The following is a 23,608-nucleotide window of genomic DNA, read 5'->3' on the forward strand; positions in this document are numbered from 1 at the left end:
CAACAATCCCCATCAAGGCTCTGTCACCACTCTTAGTTCTGGCTCACCCACAGCCCCGCAAAATGTTTGGGGCGGAATACGAATCGCTTTGGCGAATCGAATTCGAGGGATTAGAGGTTAAGCCCCATGGCGCGGTACATATTCATCACCGGCGGCGTGGTTTCTTCGCTCGGCAAGGGTCTGGCTTCAGCGGCACTTGGTGCCCTGTTGCAAGCCCGGGGCTACAAGGTCCGCCTCCGCAAGCTCGACCCCTATCTCAACCTCGATCCCGGAACGATGTCGCCGTATCAGCACGGCGAAGTGTTCGTGACCGATGACGGCGCGGAGACCGACCTCGATCTCGGTCACTATGAGCGCTTCACCGGACGGCCTGCGACCAAGGCCGACAACATCACGACCGGGCGCATCTACCAGGACATCATCTCCAAGGAGCGGCGCGGCGATTATCTCGGCGCCACCATCCAGGTGGTTCCGCATGTCACCAACGCCATCAAGGATTTCGTTCTCGACGGCAACGACGATTATGACTTCGTACTGGTCGAGATCGGCGGCACTGTCGGCGACATCGAAGGCCTGCCGTTCTTCGAGGCGATCCGCCAGCTCAAGAACGAGCTGCCGCGCGATCACGCCATCTACATTCATTTGACGCTGCTGCCTTACATCCCGAGCGCCGGTGAGCTGAAGACAAAGCCGACGCAGCACTCCGTCAAGGAGCTGCGCTCGATCGGCATCCAGCCGGACATCCTGCTCTGCCGTACCGATCGCGAGATCCCGAAGGAGGAACGGCGCAAGCTCGGGCTGTTCTGTAACGTGCGCGAGAGCGCCGTCATCGAGGCACGCGACGCCGACAGCATCTACGCTGTCCCCCAAGCTTACCATGCGGCAGGCCTCGACGACGAAGTGCTTGCCGCCTTCGGCATCGGCTCGCGGATTCCGCCGGAGCTGCGGAGCTGGCAGCAGATCAACGAGCGCATCCGCAATCCCGAGGGCAACGTCACCATCGCCATCGTCGGCAAATATACCGGCATGAAGGATGCGTATAAGTCGCTGATCGAGGCGCTCTCGCATGGCGGCATCGCCAACAAGGTGAAGGTCAACCTCGACTGGATCGAAAGCGAGATCTTCGAGAAGGAAGATCCCGCGCCGTTCCTCGAGCACGTCAACGGCATTCTGGTGCCCGGCGGCTTCGGCCAGCGCGGCGCCGAAGGCAAGATCCGCGCGGCGCAGTTCGCGCGCGAGCGCGACGTGCCGTATTTCGGCATCTGCTTCGGCATGCAGATGGCGGTGATCGAGGCTGCTCGGAATCTCGTCGGGATCGAGGAGGCCAATTCCACCGAGTTCGGCCCGACCAAGGAGCCCTTGGTCGGCCTGATGACGGAATGGCTGCGCGGCAACGAGCTCGAGAAGCGCACCAACGCCGGCGATCTCGGCGGCACGATGCGCTTGGGTGCCTATCCCGCGGCGCTCAATCGCGGCAGCCGCGTCTCGGAGGTCTATGGCGGCGCGACCGAGATTTCCGAGCGCCACCGCCATCGCTACGAGGTCAACACCGCCTACAAGGATCGCCTCGAGCAGCACGGGCTGAAATTCTCCGGCCTGTCGCCCGACGGCGTGCTGCCGGAGATCGTCGAGTACGAGGATCACCCCTGGTTCATCGGCGTCCAGTTCCATCCCGAACTGAAGTCGCGCCCCTTCGAGCCGCATCCGCTGTTCGCGTCGTTCATTCGTGCGGCGATGGTGCAGAGCCGACTAGTGTAATCGGCTCAGGGCGTGGCGGTGCAGTCACGTGCGAGATGCATCGGCTCCGGCGCGGCCGGCATCGACGTATCAGGCGCAAGCGATCCCGTAACCAGTTTCATCTGCGGCCGTCGCGTCAGCTTGTAGACGGCGGCCGGCGGCACGTTCAGCAGGGCACGATCCACCAGCTTTGCGCGCAAGCCCAGCCGGTCGAGCACGGGCCGCGCGACCGGGCAACTCATGCCGTAGGTGAACTGGTAGAAGGCGCCGCCGGGGCGGACGTGACTGAACGCGCCACCGACGATTGAGACGACCTTGCGCGTCGACATGTTGAGCAGCGGCAGGCCGCTCACGACCGCGCCGACGGGCGCGCCCTCGTAGAGGCGTTCCGCTGCCAGCCGCCCCGCATCCATCCACAAGACGCGCGCGTTGGGAAAACGCATCTGGAGCAGTTTCATGAAGTCGGAGCCGTATTCGACAAGCGTGAGGTCCTGCTGACGCACGCCGCGTTTGAGCAGCTTGTAGGTGAACGCGCCGGTGCCGGGGCCGAGCTCCAGAACAGGCCCGGTCGATGCGGTGATCTCGCGGGTGATGAGATCGGCCAGCGCCGCGCCTGACGGCGCGATCGCGACGACGCGGCGCGGGGCTGACATCCATGACAGGAAGAACGAGAGGAAATCGTTGGGCATGCGCACTCCGGCATCTTGGTTGCGCCTCGCAGGTCAGAGGCGAGGCGGCCGAACAATCGCTTGAGTGCATTGCGACAGCATTGCGTGCCGCATGCCGATTGCGTCAATTCTCCCGGACGGGCGGCAGTGAAATCCTGAAGCACGCGCCGCCGATCGCTCCGTCCGCGACCGAGATGTGGCCGCCATGCAGGAGCACGATCTCGCGTACCATGTTGAGGCCGAGGCCGGCACCGCGATCGAGCGGTGTCAGCCGGTAGAACGGCTCGAATATCTGTTCGCGCTGATCGGCCGGAATGCCGGCGCCTTCGTCCGTAACCTCGATGCTCGCGGGCCTGCTGATACGAATGCCGATGGTGCCGCGGCGAGGGCCGTGCTGGATCGCGTTCTGCACGAGATTGGTCAGCGCGCGCTCCAGCGCCGCCGCATCGCCGATCGTTTCGACCGGCGTAGCGGGGGCGTCGAGCGCCAGCTCGTAGCCGGCGGCAATGGCCAGCGGCGCGAGATCTGCGGCCGCGCTTTGCGCGATTGCAACGAGGTCGACGCGCGTGAAGGGCTGGCCGCAGCGGTCGAGCCGCTGAATGTCCAGCAATTGCTCGGCAAGCGTTGCCAGCCGTGCGGAATCCTCCAGCAACCGGGTCTTGTCCGGCCCCGCCGGAAGCGACTCCAGTCGTGTGTTCAGGATTGCGATCGGCGTACGCAACTCGTGTGCGGCATCGGCGACGAAGCGCTTGTGGCGGGCATAGCCCTGGTCGAGCCGCGCCAGCGCGTCGTTGACCGCGGTCACGAGCGGCACGACCTCCAGCGGAATCCGGTCCAGCGACAGCCGCGCGCCGCGTTGATGGATGTCGATGCGCCGCGCCTGGTCCGCCGTCGCATCGAGCGCCTCGAAGGCACGCCGCACGATCATCGGCGTTGCGATGAAGGTCGCCGTTCCCATGAGGAGCAGGCCGGGCAGGGCGATGCCGAGCAATGCAAGCGACGTCATGAACAACGCCTTGGCGCCGGTGAGCCTGCCTTGCGTCGCCGTGATGATCTGTACATTACCGGCGTCGGTGTCGACCCGCTTCAGCCGCGCCGGGGGCTTGCGCGGATCGTCCTCGAACAGCTGCCAACCGAGCCGGGCCTGGCCGATCTGGTCGAGGCCGCTGCCGATGGCGGCGAATTCGGCCGGCACGGCGCCTTCGCTGAGCGAATGTCCCTGCCTGTCGCGGACCAGGAACCAGAGATCGGGGGTCTCGCTGCGCAATCGTTTCAGCTCGGTCGTCGACCGCACGACCAGGTCGCCTTGCGCGTCGCGTGCGAGCGCGCGCTGGACGATTTCGATCACGCGATCTTCGTCGCGCCCGGCGATCGCGAACCCCGACACGCTCAACGCCCCGACGATGACGGCAACGAGCGCCGTGAGCAGCACCGCCTGGAGCGACAGCAGGCGCCAGCTCAGCCGCGAGCGCAGGCAATAGGGATCGTGGTGCTTGCTCATGGCAGCTTCTTCAAGAGATAGCCGACGCCACGGATGCCGTGGATCTCCACGCGCGCATCGGCTTCCGAGAGTTTGCGGCGCAGGCGCGACACATGCGTATCGAGCGCATTCGACTGGATCTCGTCGTCGAAACTGTAGACGGCTTCTTCCAGTGCGGAGCGCAGCACGGTCCGGCCCATGCGGCGGACCAGGGCTTCCAACACAAGGAGCTCGCGTCGCGGCAGCTCGAGCGGAGCCCCGTCGATGCTTGCCTCGCGATGGCCGAAATCGAAAGCGAGGCGGCCGGCGTGCATGATGTCGGGCTGCATCCCGGCGGGCCGGCGCAGCACGGCGCGCAGCCGCGCCAGCAGCTCCTCCACCGCGAACGGCTTTGACAGATAATCATCCGCTCCGCAGTCGAGCCCGGCGACCCGGTCGGCAAGTTCGCCGCGCGCCGTCAACACGATGATCGGTACGCCGTCGGCGCGCGCCCTGAGTTTCGGGATCAGGGTGAGACCGTCGCCATCGGGAAGCTGGCGATCGAGCAGGACCGCGGCGTGGACGTCGGCAGAAATGGCCTCTTCCGCCTCGGCGAGCGTGGGGGCGTGGTCCACGACCATGTCGTAGCGCTTCAGCGCCGACGCCAGCGCGTCGGCCATTTCGGCCTCGTCCTCGACGAGCAAAATCCGCATGATCCGCACCTCAACCTCAATCGTGCCAATCTAGCGGCCGTATCATTGCGGCAGCATTGCGGGAACCGGCTCTCGATGAAGCGGCTTAAGCGGGCCCGAGCCATGCGCGGAACGCCACCGGGGGCGGCCGAGCGGGCCTCAAGACACCGTCAGGGCCAGCCGATATAACCGCCGGACCTGATCAGGGAGGAACAAGAATGATCTACGAAATGCGCATCTATCGCTGCGTGCCCGGCCGCCTGCCGGCACTGCTCAAGCGGTTCGAGACCGTCACCCTGAAGGTGTGGGAAAAGCACGGCATCAGGCAGGCCGGGTTTTTCACGACCCTGATCGGTGAATCCAACCAGGAGCTGACCTATTTCCTGGCCTGGGAGTCGCTCGCCGAGCGCGAGAAGAAGTGGGCCGCCTTCATGACCGATCCGGACTGGATGAAAGGGCGCGCCGAGAGCGAGGCGGACGGCCAGATCGTCGGCAACATCGTCAGCCAGATTCTGGCGCCGACCGCCTTCTCGGCGGTGAAGTAGAGGCTGCCGGCGCGAGGGCGTCGCGGGGGGCTTGGGCGCAACCCTGATATTCTGGGAGCCCAGGCCGAATGGGGTTGATCCGCCCTTCATCGCGCCTATGGTCGCGCCGAAACGAGGGATTTGCCTTGAGCTCTTCGACGTCAGCGGCGCCGGTCGTCACCATTGGCAAGGTCAAATTCGGCAATGATCTGCCGATCTCGATCATTGCAGGGCCGTGTCAGCTCGAAAGCCGCCAGCATGCGCTGGAGGTGGCCTCCGCGCTGAAGGAGATCGCCGCGCGCCTGCAGATCGACCTCGTTTACAAGACCTCGTTCGACAAGGCCAATCGCACCAGCGCGTCGGCTGCGCGTGGCCTCGGGCTTGCCCAGTCGCTGCCGATCTTCGCCGAAATCCGATCGTCGCTCGGCCTGCCGGTCCTGACCGATGTGCATGACGCCGCGCAATGCGCCGAGGTGGCGCAGGCGGTGGACATCCTGCAGATCCCGGCGTTCCTGTGCCGGCAGACCGATCTGCTGCTGGCCGCAGCCGCGACCGGCAAGGTCGTCAACGTCAAGAAGGGCCAATTTCTCGCACCCTGGGACATGGCCAACGTCGTGTCCAAGATCACGAGCGCGAACAATCCCAACGTGCTCGTCACCGAACGCGGTGCGTCCTTCGGCTACAACACGCTGGTCTCCGACATGCGCGCATTGCCGATCCTGGCGCGGACCACCGGCGCACCGGTGATCTTCGATGCGACGCATTCGGTGCAACAGCCGGGCGGGAAGGGGACGTCTTCCGGGGGCGAGCGCGAATTCGTGCCGGTGCTCGCACGCGCGGCCGTTGCCGTCGGTGTTGCCGGTGTCTTCATCGAGACCCATCCCGACCCTGACAGCGCGCCGTCCGACGGACCCAACATGGTGCCGCTGCGTGAGTTCGAGGCGCTGATCCGAAGGCTGATGGCGTTCGACGCGCTCGCCAAAGATTCTACCAAAGCCGATCCGCGCTGATGCAGCAAGGCGAGGCGCGGGCGCACGATCACGGCCTGCCGGCCGCGCTTTACGTCATCTCCGGTGCAAGCTTTGCCGCAGCGCTCTCCGCGCGCGCGCTCGATCCGGTGCTGCCGCACGTCGCCGAGGATTTTGGCGTCAGCATCGCGACCGCTGCCGGCTTTGCCGCGGTGTTCGCCTTCACCTTCTCGATCATCCAGCCGATCGTCGGCGCCGCCGCCGATCTGTTCGGCAAGACGCGGCTGATGATCGGCTGCCTCGCGCTGCTCGGCCTTGCCAACATCCTGGGCTCGCTCTCGACCTCGTTTTCGGTTCTGTTCGCGACCCGTATCCTCGCCGGCATCGGCTCCGGTGGCGTGTTTCCGGTGGCGCTCAGCCTGACCAGCGATCTCGTCGGTCCGGAGAAGCGCCAGGTCGCGATCAGCCGCACGCTCGCCGGCGCGATGACAGGCAATCTCCTCGGTGCCTCGGCCTCCGGCCTGATCGGCGATTTCCTCGGCTGGCGCGGCGTGCTGGCGGTGCTCGGCGGGCTCGTGATCGTTGCGTCGATCGCGGTCGCCGCCGGTTTTCGTGGCGCCAAGGTCAAGCATCCGCCGAAGACGAGCTTATCGGCGCTGAAGGCCGGCTATCGCACCATCTTCACCAACCCGAACGCCTATGTCTGTTATGCGGCGGTGTTCATCGAAGGCTGCTGTGTGCTCGGCCTGTTTCCCTACCTCGCCTCGTTCCTGTTCGAGCTCGGGCAGACCTCGCTCTCGATCGCGGGCATCGTCATCGCGGGCTTTGCGGTCGGCGGCTTGTTCTACACCTTGACAGTGTCGCGTCTGCTGCCGTGGCTGGGCATGAAGGGAATGATGATCGCGGGCATGACGCTGGTGGCCTCGCAGCTCGTTGTCGTCGCCTTCGGCCCACGCTGGGAAGTGCAGGCGCTCAATCTCATCGTGATGGGATGGGGCTTCTACATCGCCCATGGCTGCCTCCAGATGTTTGCCAGCGAGCTTTCGGTCGAGGCGCGTGCCACCGCGCTGTCGCTGCATTCGTTCTTCTTCTTCATGGGGCAGACGGTGGGGCCGCTCGCCTACGGCCTTGGCCTCCAGCATGGCGGCAAGATGCCGACCCTGTTCGCGAGCGCAGCGATCATGGTCGTGCTCGGCTTCGTGTGTGCGCGGCTGTTGAAGCAGCGGGCGCCATCCGACGCGCGCTGAGGCCTGGACACGAGAGAGAGCTCAGCCCCGCCCGCGATAGGGCGCCACGCCCTGTTCCGGCACCCACAATCCCTTCGGCGCGCGGCCGGTCTGCCAGAACACGTCGATCGGGATGCCGCCGCGCGGATACCAGTAGCCGCCGATGCGCAAGAACTTCGGCTTGATCTCGCTCGCGATGCGCTTGCCGATCATCACGGTGCAGTCCTCGTGGAAGGCGCCGTGATTGCGGAAGCTCGCGATGTAGAGCTTGAGCGATTTCGACTCCAGCAACCATTGGCCGGGGGCGTAGTCGATCATCAGATGTGCGAAATCCGGCTGTCCCGTGACCGGACAGAGCGAGGTGAACTCGGGCACGGTGAAGCGCACCAGATAATCGGTGCCTCCTTGCGGATTGGGCACGCGGTCGAGTTTCGCCTTCTCGGGCGTATCTGGCCATTCGACGGCGCGGCCGAGCTGCAAAGCAGGGGAGTTGTTCGATTTGCTGGGTTTTTTCGACATCAGGCCGCCTCCGTAGCGGCCCTCTTAGCCAATCGCGACGCGGCCGTCACCCGGCCTTTTCCACTTCGACGCATTGCGGTAGAAGCACCGCCAACTGCCCCCTTTGGTCCCCGAAAAGAGGCTCTCATGACCGCCATCATCGACATCATCGGCCGCGAAATTCTCGATAGCCGTGGCAATCCCACCGTCGAGGTCGACGTCGTGCTGGAAGATGGTGCGCTCGGCCGTGCTGCTGTGCCGTCCGGCGCCTCCACCGGCGCCCATGAGGCGGTGGAACTGCGCGACGGCGACAAGGCCCGGTATCTCGGCAAGGGCGTCACCAAGGCGGTCGGCGCCGTCAACGGCGAGATCTTCGAGGCGCTGAGCGGCCTCGATGTCGAGCAGCAGGCCCAGCTCGACCAGATCATGATCGACCTCGACGGCACGCCGAACAAGAGCCGGCTGGGTGCCAACGCCATCCTCGGCGTCTCGCTCGCCTGCGCCAAGGCGGCCGCGAACTCGCTCGACATGCCGCTGTACCGTTACGTCGGCGGCACCTCGGCGCGGCTGCTGCCGGTACCGATGATGAACATCATCAATGGCGGCATGCATGCCGACAATCCGATCGACTTCCAGGAGTTCATGATCCTCCCCGTGGGCGCGTCCTCCTTCGCCGAGGGCTTGCGCTACGGTGCCGAGGTCTTCCACACCCTGAAGTCGGAATTGAAGAAGGCCGGCCACAACACCAATGTCGGCGACGAGGGCGGCTTCGCCCCGAACCTGCCGTCTGCGGATGCCGCGCTCGAATTCGTCATGAACGCGATCGGCAAGGCCGGTTACAAGGCGGGCTCCGACATCGTCATCGGCCTCGACTGCGCCTCGACCGAGTTCTTCAAGGACGGCAAATACGTCTACGAAGGCGAAGGCAAGACCCGTTCGATCTCCGAGCAGGCCAAGTACCTTGCTGACCTCGTCGCGCGCTATCCGATCGTGACCATCGAGGACGGCATGTCGGAAGACGACATGGACGGCTGGAAGGAGTTGACCGACCTCGTCGGCAAGAAGTGCCAGCTGGTCGGCGACGATCTCTTCGTCACGAACGTCAAGCGCCTCGCCGAAGGCATCAAGGCCGGACGGGCCAACTCGATCCTGATCAAGGTCAACCAGATCGGCACCCTGACCGAGACGCTCGCCGCCGTCGAGATGGCGCACAAGGCCGGCTACACCTCGGTGATGTCGCACCGCTCCGGCGAAACCGAGGATTCCACCATCGCCGACCTCGCGGTCGCCACCAATTGCGGACAGATCAAGACCGGCTCCCTTGCGCGCTCCGATCGCACCGCCAAATACAACCAGCTCCTGCGCATCGAGCAGCAGCTCGGCAAGCAGGCGCTCTACGGCGGCAAGGCGGCACTGAAGGCGCTGGCATAAGCCAGCGCCTTGATAAGGAACAGGGGAGGATCGACATGAGCGACGGCAAGAACGGCCTGCAACTGCGTTCGCTGATCAAAAAGAGCGGTGAGCTCGAGATCTCGCTGCTCGACGTGCCGACCCCCGAACCCGCCGCGGACGAGGTCGTCGTCCGCGTCGAGGCGGCGCCGATCAATCCGTCCGACCTCGGGCTCCTGATCGGCGCGGCCGATATGAGCACGGCAAAGGCTTCCGGCGACAAGGGCGCCCCCGTCATCACCGCGAAGGTGCCGGAAGGCGCGATGCGGGCGATGGCAGGCCGGCTCGACGAGTCCATGCCGGTCGGTAACGAAGGCGCGGGCGTCGTGATCAGGACGGGCTCGTCGGATGCCGCCAAGGCATTGATGGGCAAGACCGTCGCTATGATCGGCGGCGCGATGTACACGCAGTATCGCACGTTGAAAGTACGCGAGTGCCTGCCGCTGCCGGAAGGCACCACGCCGGCCGAAGGCGCCTCCTGCTTCGTCAATCCGCTGACCGCGCTCGGCATGACCGAAACCATGCGGCGCGAGGGTCACAAGGCGCTGGTGCACACTGCGGCCGCATCCAATCTCGGCCAGATGCTGAACAAGATCTGCATCAAGGACGGCATCCCGCTGGTCAACATCGTGCGCAGCAAGGAGCAGGCCGACATCCTGCAGAAGATCGGCGCCAAATATGTCGTCGATTCCACCGCGCCGAGCTTCCTCGGCGATCTCACCAATGCGCTGGTCGAGACCGGCGCCACCATCGCCTTCGACGCCATCGGCGGCGGTAAGCTCGCCGGCGACATCCTCAACTGCATGGAGGTCGCGATCAATAAGACCGCGAAGGAATACAGCCGCTACGGCTCCAACGTGCACAAGCAGGTCTACGTCTATGGCGCGCTCGATGTCCGCCCGATCGAGCTGCCGCGCGGCTTCGGCATGGCCTGGGGTGTCGGCGGCTGGCTGCTGTTTCCGTTCCTGATGAAGATCGGGCAGGCGGACGGGGCCAGGCTGCGCCAGCGCGTGGTCGACGAACTGAAGACCACGTTTGCCAGCCACTACACCAAGGTGGTGTCGCTTTCGGAGGCGCTCGATCCCGCCAACATCGCGATCTACGCCAAACGCGCCACCGGCGAAAAATTCCTCATCAACCCAAATAAATAATCGGCACGTGCGACGGCACGTCACCGAAAGAAGGTCTTGCCTTCTGAGCGAAGCGGGAGATTATTCCGCCGCCATTGAAAGCGGAAAAACCGCAAGGCGCGCTCAGAAGGGGACTTCTCCATGACCGATCTTAATCGCCGCCATTTGCTCGCAGGCGCCGCCGCTCTCGGTGCGGCCGCGATGACCAAGCTTGGATCGACCACCGCCAATGCCGCGGTGCCGCAAGCCGGCACGCAGGCGCCGGGCTTCTATCGCTACAAGGTCGGCAGCTACGAGTGCACCTCGATCAACGACGGCGCGCGGACCTTCCCGATGCCTGACAAGTTCGTCGTCAACGCGCCGAAGGAGGAAGCGCTGGCCGCGGGCGAGGCGGCCTACATGCCGAAGGGTATGGTCACGGTGCCGTTCAACCCGCAGCTCATCAACACCGGCTCCAAGCTCGTGCTGATCGATACCGGCAACGGTGTCGCCAATCTCGAGCCCAGCAAGGGCGCGGTCGGCCGCACGCTGCAGAACCTCCAGGCCGCCGGCGTCGACCCCAAGAGCATCGACGTCGTACTGCTCTCGCATCTGCATCCCGACCATACCAACGGCATTCGTCTCGCCGACGGCGCGCTTGCCTTCCCCAATGCGGAGATCATGGTGCCGGGCAAGGACTGGGAGTTCTGGACCAGCGAGGACAACGCCGCCAAGGCCGAGTCCAACGGGATGATGAAGAACTACTTCGCCAACGTGAAGAAGACATTTGCCGGCCTCGAATCCAAGGTGACGAAGTACGATTGGGGCAAGGAGGTCGCGCCGGGCATCACGTCGATCGCGACCCCCGGCCATACCCCCGGGCACACCTCGTTCGCCGTCGCCTCCGGCGATGCCAAGGTGCTGATCCAGTCCGACGTCACCAACATCCCAGAGTTCTTCCTGCGCAATCCGGACTGGCATGTGGTGTTCGACACCGATGCTGCGATGGCGCAGGAGACCCGCCACAAATTCTACGACATGGCGGCGGCCGAGAAGGCGACCGTGATCGGCTTCCACTTCACCTTCCCCTCGGTCGGCCATGTCGAGAAGGACGGCGCCAAATATCGCCTGATCCCGTCGGCGTGGAATCCGACGATCTGAGCCGATTTGCAGATTTGTACCGAGGAGTCAGGCCGCCACTTGGCGGCCTGACTGTTTGGGCAACCGTTCAGAAACCCAGCGTTTCCAAATCCGATCGGTCCATGCACTTGCATCCATCGCTCGGGATCGCTTAAGTGCAGCCCCGGCACTCCCGCTGAAGATTTCGAGGACACTCCATGGCCTACAATATCGTCACGATCGCCGGCAGCCTGCGCAAGGACAGCTTCTCGCTGAAGATCGCTCATGCGCTCGCCAAGCTCGCGCCGGCCTCGCTCAAGCTCGAGGTCATCACGCCAGCCGGCATTTCGTTCTTCAACCAGGACCTCGAGGGCGCGCCGCCGGCCGATTGGCTGTCTTTCCGCGAAAAGATCCAGAAGTCGGACGGCGTTATTTTCGTCACGCCGGAATACAATCGCGCGATCCCGGGCGTGCTGAAGAACGCTATCGACGTCGCCTCGCGGCCCTATGGCAAGAGCTCGTTCAACGGCAAGCCGGTCGGCATCGTCGCGAACTCGCCGGGTCCGCTCGGCGGCGTTAGCGCCGCCAAGACGCTGCAGAACATCCTGCCGGGCATTTCCGGTCCGATCCTGCAGCAGCCGGAGGCTTATCTGAACGGGGTGGGCGACGCCTTCGATGCCGACGGCAACCTGACCAAGGAGTCCCTGAAGCCCGTGCTCCAGGCCTATATCGACGCGTTTGCGGTGCACGTCGCGAAGCATCACGGCTGAGGCTAAGTATCCCCGCGGCCACACCAGAGGTCCTCATCCTGAGGAGACCGCGAAGCGGTCGTCTCGAAGGATGGCCGCGGGTACCGTCGGACCCGCATGGTTCGAGACGGCGCTTCGCGCCTCCTCACCATGAGGGTCGAGCAGGGGATGGCTTGGAATTAGCACGCCCTTAACCAACCTGTCCCATCTTCCCAGGATGGTCTCCCGCGCGCGCCTGAAATCGATCCTGACCGGTCTTGCCCTCTATGCGATGGCGGCCGCCATCGTCGGCTATTTCGGCGTCAACGCCTATACCGGCAAATACGGCCTCAACGCCCGTCAGGAGCTCGACCAGGAGATCGTGGCGCTGACCAGCGAGCTGGCCCAGCTCAAGCGCGAGCGTGCCAGGAGCGAGCAGCGCGTTTCGTTGTTGCGCTCCGCGAAGATCGACCCGGACATGCTGGACGAGCGGGCGCGCTTCCAGCTCGACTACGTCAATCCGCGCGATCTCGTCCGGACGATCCCGGCGAACTAACAGCTCTTCCTAAAGTTGAAGGACTGGAACCGGATTGCCGCCTTGACGGGATCGCGGCAACCGGCTCATGGCTGTCAGCGCCATGGCCAGGGTTGACGCAGATCAACCGGGCCGTGCCGGCACGCTCTAGATTGCCACCCGGAGGAAACAGTGATGAATGGGCAATCCCCCCGGCATCACGCGGCCCGTGTCGAGGCCGCCATTACGTCAGGCCAGGCGGCACGCTCGTCGCTCGTGGCCTCGTGGCGCCGTTCGTCCCGATTGCATCGTCTCGATCCCGCCGGCCGTAGCTTGCCGAACCGGCTGAGCGAAGCCGAGCTGCACCGCGCGCGCGAGCGCGTCGCGCCGCTGCTCGCCGCTGCGCGGGGTGCGATGGACCGGCTCTATCAGGCGGTCGGCGCCAGCGGCTGCTGCGTGCTGCTTGCGGACGGTGAAGGCGTGCCGGTCGATCGCCGCGGCACCCCGGCGGACGATGCGACATTTCAGTCCTGGGGCCTCTGGACCGGCGCGCTTTGGAGCGAGGAGCATGAGGGCACCAACGGCATCGGCACCTGCCTCGTCGAGCAGCGTCCGCTGACGATCGATCGCGATCAGCATTTCTTCACCCGCAACACGCTTCTGAGCTGCACCGCCGTTCCGATCTACGATCATGAGGCTGCGTTCGCCGGCGTGCTCGACGTCTCCTCCTGCCGCGCCGACCGCACCGACGTGTTTTCCAGTTTGATCGCGCTCGCGGCCAGCGAGGCGGCCAAGCGTATCGAGGCCGATCTGTTTCGCAGGGCCTTTGCCCATGCCCGCATCGTGCTGACGCAAGCTGCGGACGGCCAGTGCGGCGGCCTCGTTGCGGTCGATGCGGACGATCTCGTGATCGGCGCCACCCGGTCCGCCCGAGCGGGACTCGGGATTGCGCCGGGCCGGGCATTGCAGCCGATGCCTGCCGCTGATCTCCTCGGCGGCGACACCGCGCGCGACCATCTTGCCGGCGGTCAGCGCGCAGTGTTGCAGCGGGCGCTCTTGCGCGCGGGCGGCAATGTCTCGGCGGCCGCCAAGACCCTCGGCGTCAGCCGCGCTACGCTGCACAGGAAGCTCAAGCGGTTCGAGCTGAACGCGCATTGAGCTGCTGGTAGACCCTCATGGCGAGGAGATCGCGAAGCGGTCGTCTCGAACCACAAGAGGTCCAGCCGTCACCTCCAGCCATCCTTCGAGACGCGCGCAAGAGCGCGCTCATCAGGATGAGGTCAGTATGTGCGGCGGCACGACGTGCAGTCTCGTCACCTGTCGCAGAACTGCGACAGGTCGGCTCCGTCATCGCTCCTATCAGGGCTGACAGAAGACGGCTCCCGCGACATCGTCGGCGCAAGTCGCGACCACGCGACGAATTGCGCAAACAGCAAACATCGGGAGTGATCAATGAACAAGGTAGAATTCCTCAGCGTCACCAAAATTCCCTTCGCCGAACGCTACGACAATTTCATCGGCGGCAAATTCGTCGCGCCGATCTCCGGCAGGTATTTCGACAACGCCTCGCCGGTGACGGGCCAGATCGTCTGCAAGATCGCGCGCTCCGACGCGCAGGACGTCGAGGCAGCGCTCGACGCTGCGCATGCCGCGAAGGCCGCCTGGGGCCGCACCAGCGTCGCCGAGCGCGCCGCGATGCTGAACCGGATCGCCGACCGCATGGAAGACAATCTCGAGCGTCTCGCCATCGCCGAGACCTGGGACAACGGCAAGCCGATCCGCGAGACCCGCGCAGCGGACATCCCGCTCGCCATCGACCACTTCCGCTATTTCGCCGGCGCCATCCGCGCCCAGGAAGGTTCGATCGGCGAGATCGATCACGACACCGTCGCCTACCATTTCCACGAACCGCTCGGCGTGGTGGGCCAGATCATCCCCTGGAACTTCCCGCTGCTGATGGCTTGCTGGAAGCTCGCGCCCGCGCTCGCCGCCGGCAATTGCGTCGTGCTCAAGCCGGCCGAGCAGACCCCGGCCTCGATCATGGTCTGGGCCGAGATCATCGGCGACATCCTGCCGCCCGGCGTCCTCAACATCGTCAACGGCTTTGGCCTGGAAGCCGGCAAGCCGCTCGCGTCCAGCCCGCGCATCGCCAAGATCGCCTTCACCGGCGAGACCACGACGGGCCGGCTGATCATGCAATATGCCAGCCAGAACCTCATCCCCGTCACGCTCGAGCTCGGCGGCAAGTCGCCCAACATCTTCTTCAGCGACGTCACCGCCGAAGACGACGATTTCTTCGACAAGGCGATCGAAGGTTTCGTCATGTTCGCGCTGAACCAGGGTGAGGTCTGCACCTGTCCAAGCCGGGCGCTGGTCCACGCCGACATCTATGACCGCTTCATGGAGCGGGCGCTGAAGCGCGTCGCCGCGATCAAGCAGGGCGATCCGCGCGCGGCCGACACCATGATCGGTGCGCAGGCTTCCGGCGAGCAGCTCGCAAAAATCCTCTCCTACATCGACATCGGCAAGCAGGAGGGGGCAAAGGTGCTGGCCGGCGGCGGACGCGCCGAGCTCGGCGGCGATCTCGCCGGCGGCTTCTACGTCCAGCCGACCGTGTTCGAGGGCCACAACAAGATGCGCGTCTTTCAGGAGGAGATCTTCGGCCCGGTCGTTTCTGTCACGACCTTCAAGAACGACGAGGAGGCGCTCGAGATCGCCAACGACACGCCCTACGGCCTGGGGGCCGGCGTCTGGAGCCGCGACGCCAACCGCTGCTATCGCTTCGGCCGGGCGATCCAGGCCGGCCGGGTCTGGACCAACTGTTACCATGCCTATCCCGCGCATGCGGCCTTCGGCGGCTACAAGCAGTCGGGCGTCGGGCGCGAGACCCACAAGATGATGCTCGATCACTATCAGCAGACCAAAAACCTGCTGGTCAGCTACAGCCCCAAGAAGCTCGGCTTCTTCTGATCGGACGGAAGTGGGCGGCGCCGCTTCAGCGTCGCCCACTCCAAATGGCGGGACTTTATCGGCTCGACGCTTCTTGATGAGGTCACGAATCTGCGCGTGCGGCGACCGTGTCGATTTGTTGCCCGATCCGCGTCAAAGATTTTGCAATATTACGATCACGTTGCAGTGCGGCATAATGAAAGTCGTGCCATGCCGCCGCGGTGCTTTCCAAGGGCGTTTGACTTGGGTTAGAGAGGGCTGAAGTTTTCTCTGACCCGGAATTCCCATGGCCGCACCCAAGAAAGCCGCCGCAAGCACTGCACAGGACAAGACCGACGGCGGTTCGCCCCCGGAATTCACCAGAGAGCAGGAGCTCAAGGCGCTCCGCGACATGCTCCTGATCCGGCGGTTCGAGGAAAAGGCCGGCCAGCTCTACGGCATGGGCGCGATCGGCGGCTTCTGCCATCTTTATATCGGCCAGGAGGCCGTGGTGGTCGGGATGCAGATGGCCCTGAAGCCGGGCGACCAGGTCATCACCGGCTATCGCGATCACGGCCATATGCTCGCCACCGGCATGGAGGCCAACGGCGTCATGGCCGAGCTCACGGGCCGTCGCGGCGGTTATTCCAAGGGCAAGGGCGGCTCCATGCACATGTTCAGCAAGGAGAAGCACTTTTACGGCGGCCACGGCATCGTCGGCGCGCAGGTCTCGCTCGGCACCGGGCTCGCTTTCGCCAATCACTATCGCGATAACGACAATGTCAGCGTCACCTATTTCGGCGACGGTGCGGCCAACCAGGGCCAGGTCTATGAGAGCTTCAACATGGCGGAGCTCTGGAAGCTCCCGGTGATCTACGTCATCGAGAACAACCGCTACGCCATGGGCACCTCGGTTTCGCGCGCCTCGGCGCAACAGGATTTCTCCAAGCGCGGCGCCTCCTTCAACATTCCCGGCCAGCAGGTCGACGGCATGGACGTCCGTGCCGTCAAGGCCGCCGGCGACGAGGCGGCGGCCTGGTGCCGCGCCGGCAAGGGACCCTTCATCCTGGAGATGCAGACCTACCGTTATCGCGGCCACTCGATGTCCGATCCCGCAAAGTACAGAACGCGCGAGGAGGTCGAAAAAGTCCGCCACGACCAGGATCCGATCGAGCAGGTCCGCAACCGCCTGTTGGCCGCCAAGGTCAGCGAGCAGGATCTGAAGGCGATCGACGCCGAGGTGCGCGACATCGTCAACGCGTCCGCCGATTTCGCCCAGCATGATCCCGAGCCGGATGCCGCCGAGCTCTGGACCGATATTTACCGCTGAACGCGCGCAAGCTTTCTCTTGGAGTCGATATGCCAATTCAAGTGCTGATGCCCGCGTTGTCGCCCACGATGGAGAAGGGCAACCTCTCCAAATGGCTGAAAAAAGAGGGTGAGACGATCAAGTCCGGCGACGTCATCGCCGAGATCGAGACCGACAAGGCGACCATGGAGGTCGAGGCGACTGATGAAGGTACGCTCGGCAAGATCCTGATCCCCGAGGGCACCGCCGACGTTGCCGTGAACACGCCGATCGCGACGATTCTCGCCGATGGCGAGAGTGCCGCCGATCTCGCCAAGGCGCCGGCGCCTGCCCAGCAGCAGAAGGCGGCCGAGTCCACAGCGCCTGCCGCAGCGAAGGCCGAGGCTCCAGCTCCCAAAGCTGCGCCGGCACCGCAGGCCGTCGCAGAACCCGACCCGGAAGTGCCCGCCGGCACCGAGATGGTGACGCAGACCATCCGCGAAGCCCTGCGCGATGCCATGGCCGAAGAGATGCGCCGTGACGCCGACGTCTTCGTGATGGGCGAAGAGGTCGCCGAATACCAAGGCGCCTACAAGGTGACGCAAGGGCTGCTTCAGGAGTTCGGCGCCAAGCGCGTCATCGACACGCCGATCACCGAGCACGGCTTTGCCGGCATCGGCGTCGGCGCTGCGATGAGCGGGTTGAAGCCGATCGTCGAGTTCATGACCTTCAACTTCGCCATGCAGGCGATCGACCAGATCATCAACTCCGCGGCCAAGACGCTCTACATGTCCGGCGGCCAGATGGGCTGCTCGATCGTGTTCCGCGGGCCCAACGGCGCCGCTTCCCGCGTGGCCGCTCAGCACAGCCAGGATTATTCGTCCTGGTATTCGAACGTCCCGGGCCTCAAGGTCGTCGCGCCGTTCTCGGCCGCTGATTACAAGGGCCTGCTCAAGGCGGCGATCCGCGATCCCAATCCGGTGATCTTCCTCGAGAACGAGATGCTCTACGGTCACACCGGCGAGGTGCCGAAGCTCGATGACTTCGTGATTCCAATCGGCAAGGCGCGCATCGTGCGTTCCGGCAGCCATGTCACGATCATCTCGTGGTCGAACGGCATGAGCTACGCGCTGAAAGCCGCCGACGAACTCGCCAAGGACGGCATCGAGGCCGAGGTGATCGACCTGCGCACGCTGCGTCCGATGGACACCGAGACCATCGTCAACTCCGTCAAGAAGACGGGACGTGCCGTCACGGTGGAAGAGGGCTGGGCCCAGAGCGGCGTCGGCGCCGAGATCGCCGCGCGGATCATGGAGCATGCCTTCGACTATCTGGATGCGCCTGTAACCCGGGTCTCCGGCAAGGACGTGCCGATGCCCTATGCCGCGAACCTGGAAAAGCTCGCGCTGCCCTCGGCGGCAGAGGTGGTCGAGGCCGCCAAAGCCGTCTGCTACAGGTAGACCATGGCGGGCCCGAAGGAGCAGCCATTGCCACCCGACGTCCTCGTCCGCGATGATGCGGTCGAGATCCTGCGCGTGTTCGTGCTGGACGGTGGGCTGTCGATGGCGTTCCAGCGGGCCTTCGACGAGCCCGACATGTGGGGCCTGCTGCTCGTCGATCTCGCCCGTCACGCCGCCCGCGCCTATGCGCGCGAGAGCGAATACACCGAAGAGGACGCGCTGAACCGGATCATCGAGATGTTCCAGGCCGAGATCGAGCGTCCCACCGACACCGGCACCACGACGCCGCGCGGGAAGGGGCACTGACCGTGGCGATCGAATCCTATCATTTCGATTTCATGCTGGAGGCGATCCGCGAGGCGGAAGCCTCAATCGCGCAAGGCGGCCTGCCGATCGGCGCCGTGCTGACCCGCGACAACAAGGTGATCGCCCGCGGCCACAACAATCGCGTGCAGGAGAACAACCCGATCCTGCACGGCGAGATGAGTTGCCTGCGCGAGGCGGGTGCGATTTCGTTCCACGATACCGTCATGTACACCACGCTGTCGCCATGCGCGATGTGTGCCGGTGCGCTCGCGCTGTTCAAGGTCAAGCTCGTGGTGATCGGAGAGTCCGTCACCTTCGAGGGCTCCAAGGACATTCTCGACAAGTTCGGCATCCCGTGGATCGACCTTGCCGACGATCGCTCCATCAGCATGATGAAGAATTGGCGTTCTATTCCTGCCAATGAGCGCCTGTGGCAGGGCGACATCGGCAACTAACCTGGTCTGTCCGTCTTCGGTCCGGAGACGGATTTTTGCAAAGTTCTTCTTGAGGTCAGCATGCCCATCAACATCCTGATGCCCGCTCTTTCGCCGACGATGGAGAAGGGCAACCTCGCCAAGTGGCTGAAGAAGGAAGGCGACAAGGTCAAATCCGGCGACGTCATCGCCGAGATCGAGACCGACAAGGCGACCATGGAGGTCGAGGCCATCGACGAGGGCACGATCGCCAGGATCCTCGTGCCGGAGGGCACGCAGGACGTCCCGGTCAATGACGTGATCGCGGTGCTGGCCGGCGAGGGCGAGGACGTGAAGGCGGCAGGTGCCGCCAAGCCCAGTGCTTCCGCCGCACCTCCGAAAGCTGCTGAAGCTCCCGCTGCCGCAGCGGCTCCTGCGCCTGCTGCGCCCAAGGCCGCGCCGGCGCCCGCCGCAGCACCTGCACCGCAGGCCGCAGTACCGGCTACGCAGAGCAACGGCCATGCTGGCCGCGTGTTCTCCTCGCCGCTGGCGCGCCGGCTCGCCAAGGAAGCCGGCGTCGATGTTGCGATGGTGACCGGCACCGGCCCGCATGGCCGCGTGGTGGCCCGCGACGTCGAGCAGGCCAAGTCCGGCAAGGGCCTCAAGGCACCTGCGGCGCCGTCAGGTGCACCCTCGACCGCGCCGACCATGTCGGACAAGCAGATCCTGTCGCTGTTCGAGCCGGGCTCCTACGAGGTCGTCCCGCATGACGGCATGCGCCGCACGATTGCGCAGCGTCTGACCGCGTCGATTCAGAACGTCCCGCACTTCTACCTCACCATCGACTGCGACATCGGCAAGCTGCTTACCGCGCGCGAGGAGATCAATGCGGCTGCTCCCAAGGACAAGGAGAAGAAGCCGCTCTACAAGATCTCGGTCAACGACTTCGTCATCAAGGCGATGGCGGTCGCGCTGCAGAAGATCCCGAATTGCAATGTGAGCTGGACCGAATCCGGCATGGTCAAGCACCACCATTCCGACGTCGGCGTTGCCGTGGCGATGCCCGGCGGCCTGATCACGCCGATCATCCGCAAGGCCGAGACCAAGACGCTGTCGACCATCTCCAACGAGATGAAGGATTTTGCGGCGCGCGCCCGCTCGCGCAAGCTGAAGCCGGAAGAATACCAGGGCGGCACGACGGCCGTCTCCAACCTCGGCATGTTCGGCATCAGCCACTTCACCGCCGTGATCAATCCGCCGCATGCCACCATCCTCGCAGTCGGCACCAGCGAGGAGCGGCCTGTGGTGCGCGGCGGCAAGATCGAGATCGCGAACATGATGAGCGTGACCCTGTCCTGCGATCACCGTGCCATCGACGGCGCGCTCGGCGCGGAGCTGATCGGCGCCTTCAAGCAGCTGATCGAAAACCCCGTCATGATGATGGTGTAGCCCGGGGAGGCGCGGGGTGAATGCGAACGCGTTGGCCCTGGATCTCCTTGTTGCTCTCGGCTGTGGTTGCACTCAATCCGGTCGGGCTCGATATTCTGCATTCCGCGTTCTTTGCCGGCGAGCAGCTGGCACGGAGCATCGGCCAGGCGGTCATTATGATCGCGCTGGCTATCATGGCCGGCGCGATCCTGCTCGAATGGCTGGTCAGGGTTTTGATTTCCAGGCGCCGCGCCCGCGGCACCTCTTGAGTTGAACGGGAGCCGCCATGGCCGATACATCCTTCGACATCATCATCATCGGCTCCGGTCCCGGCGGCTATGTCACCGCGATCCGGGCCGCCCAGCTCGGCTTCAAAGTCGCGATCGTCGAGAAATCCTATCTCGGCGGCATCTGCCTGAACTGGGGCTGCATCCCGACCAAGGCGCTGCTGCGCTCGGCCGAGATCTATCACTACATGCAGCACGCCAAGGATTACGGCCTGTCGGCGGACAACGTCTCGTTCGATCCGAAGGCGGTGGTGCAGCGCTCGCGCGGCGTCTCGAAGCGGCTGAACGACGGCGTCGGCTTCCTGATGAAGAAGAACAAGGTCAGCGTGATCTGGGGCGCGGCCTCGATCGACGCGCCCGGCAAAGTCACCGTGAAGAAGTCCGACGTCGAGGGCCCAAAGGGCACGCTGGGCGAGGGGACGTATCAGGCCAAACACATCATCGTCGCGACCGGCGCGCGGCCGCGCGTGCTGCCGGGCCTCGAGCCCGACAAGAAGCTGATCTGGACTTACTTTGAGGCGATGGTCCCGGAGCGGATGCCGAAATCGCTGCTGGTCGTCGGCTCCGGCGCGATCGGCATCGAGTTCGCGTCTTTCTTCCACACCATGGGTTCTGACGTCACCGTGGTCGAAGTGCTGCCGCAGATCCTGCCGGTTGAGGACGCCGAGATCGCAGGCCTGGCCCGCAAGCGTTTTGAGAAGCAGGGCATCAAGATCCTGTCCTCAACCAAGGTGACCAAGCTCGAGAAGAAGGCCGACAGCGTCGTCGCTACCATTGACGACGGCAAGGGCAAGCCGGTGACGACCGAGTTCGAGCGCGTGATCTCGGCCGTCGGCGTCGTCGGCAACATCGAGAATCTCGGTCTCGAAAAGCTCGGCGTCAAAACCGATCGCGGCGTCATCGTGATCGACGGCTATGGCAAGACCAACATCCCCGGCATCTACGCCATCGGCGACGTGGCGGGGCCGCCAATGTTGGCTCACAAGGCCGAGCACGAAGGCGTGATCTGCGTCGAGGCTATCAAGGGCCTACATCCGCACGCCATGGACAAGAACCTGATTCCGGGCTGCACCTATTGCCAGCCGCAAGTGGCCTCCGTCGGCCTCACCGAAGCCAAGGCCAAGGAGAACGGCCGCGAGATCCGCGTCGGCCGCTTCCCCTTCGTCGGCAACGGCAAGGCGATCGCGCTCGGCGAGGACCAGGGCCTGGTCAAGGTGATCTTCGACAAGAAGACCGGCCAGCTGCTGGGCGCCCACATGATCGGCGCAGAGGTCACCGAGCTGATCCAGGGCTACGTCGTCGCCATGAACTTGGAGACGACGGAAGAGGAGCTGATGCACACGGTATTCCCGCATCCGACGCTGTCGGAGATGATGAAGGAAGCCGTGCTGGATGCGTATGGACGGGTGCTGAATATTTGACGGCTACTGCCGCCGTCATTGCGAGCGAAGCGAAGCAATCCAGACTGCCTCCGCGGAAAGATTCTGGATTGCTTCGCTGCGCTCGCAATGACGAGCGGAGGGATCTGTTTGCAAAACAAGAAGGAAATCACCCCATGCACGACAACGACAACCTCACCATCGAGCGCCCGACCTTCGTCACCCATCTCGAATGCGCGATGGAGGGCGATCATTACGCCGCCGACCAGGTCCATAACCTCTCCAAGGCTGGCAAGCCGCTGCTGGTGCGCTACGACCTTGCCGGCGTGAAGAAGGCGCTGACCAAGGATACGCTTAGCCAGCGCCCCGCCGACATGTGGCGCTATCGCGAGCTGCTGCCGGTGCGCAAATGCAAGGACATCGTCTCGCTCGGCGAGGTCACGACGCCGCTGATCCGGCTGCCCAAGCTCGGCGCAAAGCTCGGCGGCGGCGAGATCATCGTCAAGGACGAGGGGCGGCTGCCGACCGGCTCGTTCAAGGCGCGCGGCCTCGTCATGGCGGTGTCGATGGGCAAGGCGCTCGGCATCAAGCACATGGCGATGCCCACCAACGGCAATGCCGGCGCGGCGCTCGCGGCCTATGCCACCTCCTGCGGGATCAAGACCACGATCTTCTGTCCGGCCGATACGCCCGAGGTGAACGTCAGCGAGATCGAGCTTCAGGGCGCGACCGTCTACCGCGTCAACGGCTATATCGACGATTGCGGCAAGATCGTCGGCGAGGGCAAGGCGAAAGTCGGCTGGTTCGACACCTCGACCTTGAAGGAGCCGTACCGCATCGAAGGCAAGAAGACGATGGGGCTCGAACTGGCCGAGCAGCTCGGCTGGGACGTGCCCGACGTGATCTTCTATCCGACCGGCGGCGGCACCGGCCTGATCGGCATGTGGAAGGCCTTCGACGAGCTGGAGAAGATCGGCTTCATTGGCTCGAAACGCCCGCGCATGGTTGCGGTGCAGGCCTCCGGCTGCGCGCCGATGGTGCGTGCGTACGAAGCCGGCACCGAGCATGCCACGCGCTGGGAGGACGCTCACACCATCGCGTCGGGCATTCGCGTGCCGCAGGCGATCGGCGACTTCCTGATCCTGCGCGCGGTGCGCGAGAGCAAGGGTTTTGCCATCGCCGTCGACGACGACAAGATCTCGTCGGCGCTCAGCGAGGTCGCGCGCGAGGAGGGGCTGTTGCTGTGCCCCGAAGGTGCTGCGACCTACGCCGCCTACAAGGACAGCCTCGCCGACGGCCGCGTCTCGAAGGGTGACCGCGTGATGCTGTTCAACTGCGCCACCGGCCTGAAATATCCGCTGCCGCCGGTCAACCGGACGCTCGATCGCCACAAGCCGATCGACTATTCGCAGTTCTAGCGCGTCATTT

23 protein-coding genes are annotated in these 23,608 nt (G+C 64.7%); 19 read left to right on the forward strand and 4 right to left on the reverse strand.

Annotation, left to right across the window (positions count from 1 at the left end; genetic code table 11):
• Positions 1 to 126: 126 nt before the first annotated feature.
• The gene (locus tag AC0L3J_RS32745) at positions 127 to 1,758 is read left to right on the forward strand and encodes a CTP synthase (protein ID WP_007590604.1); all 1,632 of its coding nucleotides are present in this window, start codon (positions 127 to 129) and stop codon (positions 1,756 to 1,758) included.
• A 5-nt stretch (positions 1,759 to 1,763) separates the two neighbouring features.
• On the opposite strand, the gene AC0L3J_RS32750 is transcribed toward AC0L3J_RS32745, so the two are convergent.
• From AC0L3J_RS32750 to AC0L3J_RS32760, 3 genes are all read right to left on the reverse strand, one after another.
• On the reverse strand, positions 1,764 to 2,426 hold the full coding sequence (locus tag AC0L3J_RS32750) for a class I SAM-dependent methyltransferase (protein WP_473349809.1): 663 nt from the start codon (positions 2,424 to 2,426) through the stop codon (positions 1,764 to 1,766).
• A 103-nt stretch (positions 2,427 to 2,529) separates the two neighbouring features.
• Positions 2,530 to 3,906 (reverse strand): sensor histidine kinase, encoded by a 1,377-nt coding sequence (locus tag AC0L3J_RS32755; RefSeq protein WP_473349810.1) that lies wholly within the window; start codon positions 3,904 to 3,906, stop codon positions 2,530 to 2,532.
• Complete coding sequence (locus AC0L3J_RS32760; RefSeq protein ID WP_007590606.1) at positions 3,903 to 4,577, reverse strand: response regulator transcription factor; 675 nt, start codon at positions 4,575 to 4,577, stop codon at positions 3,903 to 3,905. Before AC0L3J_RS32760 ends, AC0L3J_RS32755 begins: the two co-directional genes overlap by 4 nt.
• Before the next feature lie 197 nt (positions 4,578 to 4,774).
• Between AC0L3J_RS32760 and AC0L3J_RS32765 the strand changes: the two genes are divergently transcribed.
• The 3 genes from AC0L3J_RS32765 (at position 4,775) to AC0L3J_RS32775 (ending at position 7,295) form a co-directional block, all read left to right on the forward strand.
• Complete coding sequence (locus tag AC0L3J_RS32765) at positions 4,775 to 5,101, forward strand: NIPSNAP family protein (protein WP_007590607.1); 327 nt, start codon at positions 4,775 to 4,777, stop codon at positions 5,099 to 5,101.
• 125 nt (positions 5,102 to 5,226) lie between these two features.
• The gene (kdsA, locus tag AC0L3J_RS32770; protein WP_473349811.1) at positions 5,227 to 6,090 is read left to right on the forward strand and encodes a 3-deoxy-8-phosphooctulonate synthase; all 864 of its coding nucleotides are present in this window, start codon (positions 5,227 to 5,229) and stop codon (positions 6,088 to 6,090) included.
• The gene (locus AC0L3J_RS32775) at positions 6,090 to 7,295 is read left to right on the forward strand and encodes an MFS transporter (RefSeq protein ID WP_473349812.1); all 1,206 of its coding nucleotides are present in this window, start codon (positions 6,090 to 6,092) and stop codon (positions 7,293 to 7,295) included. The genes kdsA and AC0L3J_RS32775 overlap by 1 nt, the downstream gene beginning before the upstream one ends.
• 21 nt (positions 7,296 to 7,316) lie before the next feature.
• Here the strand turns inward: AC0L3J_RS32775 and queF are convergent, their stop codons facing one another.
• Complete coding sequence (gene queF, locus AC0L3J_RS32780) at positions 7,317 to 7,793, reverse strand: preQ(1) synthase (protein WP_027518152.1); 477 nt, start codon at positions 7,791 to 7,793, stop codon at positions 7,317 to 7,319.
• A gap of 126 nt (positions 7,794 to 7,919) precedes the next feature.
• Between queF and eno the strand changes: the two genes are divergently transcribed.
• The 15 genes from eno (at position 7,920) to AC0L3J_RS32855 (ending at position 23,598) form a co-directional block, all read left to right on the forward strand.
• Positions 7,920 to 9,203, forward strand: a complete 1,284-nt coding sequence (gene eno, locus AC0L3J_RS32785; protein ID WP_247349200.1) for a phosphopyruvate hydratase — start codon at positions 7,920 to 7,922, stop codon at positions 9,201 to 9,203.
• 35 nt (positions 9,204 to 9,238) lie between these two features.
• Positions 9,239 to 10,372, forward strand: coding sequence for a zinc-binding dehydrogenase (locus AC0L3J_RS32790; protein WP_473349813.1), 1,134 nt, complete (start codon positions 9,239 to 9,241; stop codon positions 10,370 to 10,372).
• A gap of 120 nt (positions 10,373 to 10,492) precedes the next feature.
• Positions 10,493 to 11,491 (forward strand): MBL fold metallo-hydrolase, encoded by a 999-nt coding sequence (locus AC0L3J_RS32795; RefSeq protein WP_473349814.1) that lies wholly within the window; start codon positions 10,493 to 10,495, stop codon positions 11,489 to 11,491.
• A 176-nt stretch (positions 11,492 to 11,667) separates the two neighbouring features.
• Positions 11,668 to 12,219, forward strand: a complete 552-nt coding sequence (locus tag AC0L3J_RS32800; protein ID WP_027567108.1) for an NADPH-dependent FMN reductase — start codon at positions 11,668 to 11,670, stop codon at positions 12,217 to 12,219.
• 196 nt (positions 12,220 to 12,415) lie between these two features.
• Complete coding sequence (locus AC0L3J_RS32805; RefSeq protein WP_007590617.1) at positions 12,416 to 12,733, forward strand: FtsB family cell division protein; 318 nt, start codon at positions 12,416 to 12,418, stop codon at positions 12,731 to 12,733.
• Between the two features lie 153 nt (positions 12,734 to 12,886).
• On the forward strand, positions 12,887 to 13,849 hold the full coding sequence (locus AC0L3J_RS32810; protein ID WP_473349815.1) for a helix-turn-helix domain-containing protein: 963 nt from the start codon (positions 12,887 to 12,889) through the stop codon (positions 13,847 to 13,849).
• Between the two features lie 294 nt (positions 13,850 to 14,143).
• Positions 14,144 to 15,661 (forward strand): aldehyde dehydrogenase, encoded by a 1,518-nt coding sequence (adh, locus tag AC0L3J_RS32815; protein ID WP_473289157.1) that lies wholly within the window; start codon positions 14,144 to 14,146, stop codon positions 15,659 to 15,661.
• A gap of 265 nt (positions 15,662 to 15,926) precedes the next feature.
• Positions 15,927 to 16,949, forward strand: coding sequence for a pyruvate dehydrogenase (acetyl-transferring) E1 component subunit alpha (gene pdhA / locus AC0L3J_RS32820; RefSeq protein WP_007590620.1), 1,023 nt, complete (start codon positions 15,927 to 15,929; stop codon positions 16,947 to 16,949).
• 29 nt (positions 16,950 to 16,978) lie between these two features.
• On the forward strand, positions 16,979 to 18,367 hold the full coding sequence (locus tag AC0L3J_RS32825; RefSeq protein WP_473349816.1) for a pyruvate dehydrogenase complex E1 component subunit beta: 1,389 nt from the start codon (positions 16,979 to 16,981) through the stop codon (positions 18,365 to 18,367).
• 3 nt (positions 18,368 to 18,370) lie between these two features.
• A complete protein-coding gene (locus AC0L3J_RS32830; protein ID WP_007590623.1) occupies positions 18,371 to 18,673 on the forward strand; it encodes a DUF5076 domain-containing protein in 303 nt (100 codons plus the stop codon).
• A 2-nt stretch (positions 18,674 to 18,675) separates the two neighbouring features.
• Positions 18,676 to 19,128 carry a nucleoside deaminase gene (locus AC0L3J_RS32835; protein ID WP_473349817.1) on the forward strand — a complete coding sequence of 151 codons (453 nt, stop codon included), beginning with the start codon at positions 18,676 to 18,678 and terminating at the stop codon, positions 19,126 to 19,128.
• Positions 19,129 to 19,188: 60 nt separating this feature from the next.
• Complete coding sequence (locus tag AC0L3J_RS32840) at positions 19,189 to 20,535, forward strand: pyruvate dehydrogenase complex dihydrolipoamide acetyltransferase (protein WP_473349818.1); 1,347 nt, start codon at positions 19,189 to 19,191, stop codon at positions 20,533 to 20,535.
• Positions 20,536 to 20,555: 20 nt separating this feature from the next.
• Positions 20,556 to 20,783 (forward strand): hypothetical protein, encoded by a 228-nt coding sequence (locus tag AC0L3J_RS32845; RefSeq protein ID WP_007590626.1) that lies wholly within the window; start codon positions 20,556 to 20,558, stop codon positions 20,781 to 20,783.
• A 17-nt stretch (positions 20,784 to 20,800) separates the two neighbouring features.
• Positions 20,801 to 22,222, forward strand: a complete 1,422-nt coding sequence (lpdA, locus tag AC0L3J_RS32850) for a dihydrolipoyl dehydrogenase (protein WP_473349819.1) — start codon at positions 20,801 to 20,803, stop codon at positions 22,220 to 22,222.
• Between the two features lie 134 nt (positions 22,223 to 22,356).
• Positions 22,357 to 23,598 (forward strand): threonine synthase, encoded by a 1,242-nt coding sequence (locus AC0L3J_RS32855; RefSeq protein WP_473349820.1) that lies wholly within the window; start codon positions 22,357 to 22,359, stop codon positions 23,596 to 23,598.
• The last annotated feature ends 10 nt before the right edge of the window (positions 23,599 to 23,608 follow it).

The organism is Bradyrhizobium sp. Kon37 (assembly GCF_055807535.1).